General features: G+C 39.5%; 5 protein-coding genes. 1 reads left to right on the top strand and 4 read right to left on the bottom strand.

The window, feature by feature from the left end; translation table 11 throughout:
• Positions 1-71: 71 nt before the first annotated feature.
• Positions 72-587: a YwhD family protein gene (locus AC1DSB_RS16195; protein ID WP_016428313.1), complete on the bottom strand. Its 516-nt coding sequence runs from the start codon at positions 585-587 to the stop codon at positions 72-74.
• A 67-nt stretch (positions 588-654) separates the two neighbouring features.
• On the opposite strand from AC1DSB_RS16195, the gene AC1DSB_RS16200 reads away from it, so the two are divergent.
• Positions 655-840 (top strand): 2-hydroxymuconate tautomerase, encoded by a 186-nt coding sequence (locus AC1DSB_RS16200; protein ID WP_016428314.1) that lies wholly within the window; start codon positions 655-657, stop codon positions 838-840.
• Positions 841-992: 152 nt separating this feature from the next.
• Here the strand turns inward: AC1DSB_RS16200 and AC1DSB_RS16205 are convergent, their stop codons facing one another.
• From AC1DSB_RS16205 to AC1DSB_RS16215, 3 genes are all read right to left on the bottom strand, one after another.
• Positions 993-1,544 (bottom strand): GNAT family N-acetyltransferase, encoded by a 552-nt coding sequence (locus AC1DSB_RS16205; protein WP_477530850.1) that lies wholly within the window; start codon positions 1,542-1,544, stop codon positions 993-995.
• 127 nt (positions 1,545-1,671) lie between these two features.
• Complete coding sequence (locus AC1DSB_RS16210; protein WP_477587109.1) at positions 1,672-2,175, bottom strand: YwgA family protein; 504 nt, start codon at positions 2,173-2,175, stop codon at positions 1,672-1,674.
• A gap of 18 nt (positions 2,176-2,193) precedes the next feature.
• Positions 2,194-3,498, bottom strand: a complete 1,305-nt coding sequence (locus tag AC1DSB_RS16215) for an HD domain-containing protein (RefSeq protein WP_477587110.1) — start codon at positions 3,496-3,498, stop codon at positions 2,194-2,196.
• Between the last annotated feature and the right edge of the window lie 173 nt (positions 3,499-3,671).

The raw sequence follows: 3,671 nt of genomic DNA on the forward strand, positions 1-3,671 counted from the left end.
TTTTTCGACATATTCAACCATTGAACAGAGGTGCATGAAAATGTCACATTTTGTACAACTGTTTGACAATATTAGGAATTCAATTCATGATGAAGTTTTTCTTCACTACGTGCCCACATTTCTGGGTTATGCGATTGTAAAAAGTCCCGCAATATTTCCTTAGATGAATCGTCCATTTGGTCAACAATGATATGACGTTTCATTGATTTGTCCATCTTGTTTACGTGGTCAGCCAGAATCTTGAATCCTCTGCGCTTTTCACGGTTGATGACCATTTCACATCCGGTCACGCCTGCATAGTAGGGTCCTGTTGCTTTGTGGTCAATGGTAACCCATACAAGCCAAAATAATTTACCACCTTCAGAATCTTCACGATTCGTTGTGAATTTGATCCCGCGTTCCGTATCGCTTCTTGCATGCATGGCACCAATTTCAACTTTGGCGGTTTTTTCTTCGACGTCAATGATGACCGGTGATACATGTTCAAGTGTCAAAGAACCTACACCGAAACCACCGTGACCATCTGTTGGATCATTTTTTATGATTGTGAATCCAAGCTTTTGTTTTGGTTTTTCTTCATTTGTCATACGCTAGTCCCCTCCGTTCTGTTATTATAACGAATAGATAAAATTTTGTGAAAGAGGAGGAACTCCAGTGCCATACGTAACTGTAAAAATGCTTGAAGGTCGCACAGACGATCAAAAACGCGCGCTTGTAGAAAAAGTAACCGCTGCTGTTGCTGAAACAACAAATGCTCCTGTTGAAAACGTAGTTGTCTTTATCGAAGATATGCCAAAAAATCATTACGCAGTAGCTGGAAAGCTGTTTAGCGATAAATAAGTAAATAATGCGGATTCCCGCTTTATTATGATTGACCTAAGCTGATTACATTAGACCATGTAATCAGCTTTTTTCATTGGCCAATTTATGTGCGCAAACGTTTGGGTTAACCGACAAAGTGTTTATATTAAAGGTCATTATTTTTATAAGTTTCAAATAGGGGAAGCGACCTTATAGTCTGTTTTATTAATACAATAATATAGGCAGGTGACTTCTTTTCCATCTAACCTTTCCAATATCAATTTTTTATCGAATTTGTATTGGAATCCACATTTCTCATTGACCCTTTTAGAGTTATGATTGAAATCATAATGTCCACACCAAATGATATCTAGGTTTAATTCTTCAAATCCATATTTTAGTAAGCCATTTACAGCTTCAGGGACAAATCCATTCCCCCAATAATTAGGATTTAAGACATATCCTATTTCTTTTTGACTTAAGTGTGATAATAGTTCATCTGGCTTTCTGTCATGAAGTCCTATTCCGCCGATCACCTTATTTTCAGAAATAAGTTCTATTGCATACGTATCTTTACTTGCAATAAACATTTGAATAATATCTTTGCTTTCTTTCTCATCTTTATGAGGTTTCCAACCTGCGTTTGGTCCAACCAAATCACTTTTTGCATACTCATATAAATCTTTATAGTCGGTCTCTTTCCATTCTCTCAATAATAATCTTTTGGTAAAAATTCTTTGCATATTATTACCCCTTTTCACTTTTTACAATTATAGGATAAAACCCTATTAAAAGGTGCATTTTTAGAAAAAGAAAAAGCAGAGAGAATTCATATGTGAATTGCTCTGCTTTTATATGTTTTCATATGTGTTACTGAATACACATTTGAAGATTCTTGATAAAGTCAAAGGCCGCTTCAATTTCTGTTTCCGTMAAATTCAATTTCCCTTTAACGACATGCAATTTCTCTACTTGTTCTGTGCGTTCTAGATGGTCGAAGTATAACAAAGTTGAGACCATTTCAAGAAAGCGTGAACTTTTATCATTCAAGCGCTCTATACATAAATCGAGCTTTGGATGATTGCCATCCACTGTTGATAAAAACTGACTTCCTTCTTCGGTACATGCGTACGTATATTGCACGTACGACCCTTTGTCTTCTTTTTTCTCAGACAAGAACGCCATATTGCATAATTCCTCTACACGTAAAGTCAGCTCTTCTGAATAAGGCCCATACATGTGGAATTGGTATTTTTCCTGGAATGGAAAGTTCATTTTCTTCGCAATGTACACCATTTTTTGGAGCTTCTTACGCCCCATTACTTCTCCCGCCAGCGTGATGRACTGGACAATTTTCGCATGTTCCTCTAACAATTAAGGCAACCTCCTATTCTATGCTTGTCCGTAAAGCAACTCTAAAATTTTCTTCTTCACGGCTTTTTTCTTTGTATCTTCTGTCAATAAATCTTCGGGGAAGTACAATTTATGATCCGTTCTTCGTTTGCCTGAAATGGCTTCAACGATTTCAGAAGACCTCGATAGCTCACGTAGTTCATTGTTTGGCATCAATAAATGAATCGGCACACGTTCGCCTTCCTCACCTGGTCGATAAAAATCATATGGCAAGTCTGATGACGAATCGAATACCAAATAGTAAGCAGGGCTGATGCCCGCTTTATGAAACAATTTCTCGAGTTCCGCCAGTTTCCTGTAATCCTTTGCCGGGTCAAATTCAATGTATTGGAATAAACGACGATTCACAAAGCGGTCGCATAGATCAGCGAGAATGTCATCTTCTTCGTGCACCCATTCCTGGAAGTACGTCATAACAATGCCTTCGTCGAGTGCAATGTAATCAGCCAATGAAAACGTTTGATCAAAGAACGTCTTGAAATGACGCGGTTCATACGCGAAAGTGTAACCACTCTCACTCAGTTCTTTGGCACGGTGAAGTGCTTTCGTTAGAATTACTTCCGCACTGCGGGACACCGGATGGAAATACACTTGCCAGTACATTTGGTAGCGACTCATGATGTAATCTTCTACCGCATGCATGCCGCTTTGTTTAATGACGACTTGATCTTCGCGCGGGCGCATGACACGTAAAATACGCTCCATATCAAAATGACCGTAACTTACGCCTGTAAAATACGCATCACGTTGTAAATAATCCATGCGATCTGCATCGATCTGGCTAGAAATTAAACTTACCGCTTGTTTATTGCCGTATGTTTTGGCAATGACATCGGACACATGTTGGGGAAATTCCGGAGCCACACGTTTTAGTATTTCATTTACTTCAGTGTCTCCAAGTAGAATAGCCTGCGTGAATTTCTCATGGTCCAGATCAAATACATGTTCAAACGCATGTGAAAATGGACCATGACCGAGATCATGAAGAAGTGCTGCACAAAGAACCACCAGTCTCTCAGATTCATCCCATTCAGGTCGGCCTGTAAATATATCGTCAATGATGCGTCTTACAACTTCGTAAACGCCCAGTGAGTGGTTGAAGCGGCTATGTTCAGCCCCGTGGAAAACGAGATACGTTGTGCCGAGTTGTTTGATACGTCGCAATCTCTGAAATTCTCTCGTGCCAATCAAATCCCAAATCACTTGATCGCGGACAYGTATGTATCGGTGTACCGGGTCTTTAAATACTTTTTCTTCAGCCAACTTTTGCGTTGCATAACTCACATGGACACCTCTTCTCATTAGAAAAGCGAAAAGCGCAACTCTAGCTCGACGCCGGCGCTGGAAGAATGAAAGGCGAATTTTTCGCCTTTCCGACCCCTAAAGGGGCCAGCGAGCTGGCGCATATAGCTAGACAAAATGACACTTTTATATTAATTTCTTCTCTTATATTTACC

It is taken from the genome of Paenisporosarcina sp. P4_E4_2 (genome assembly GCF_056401595.1).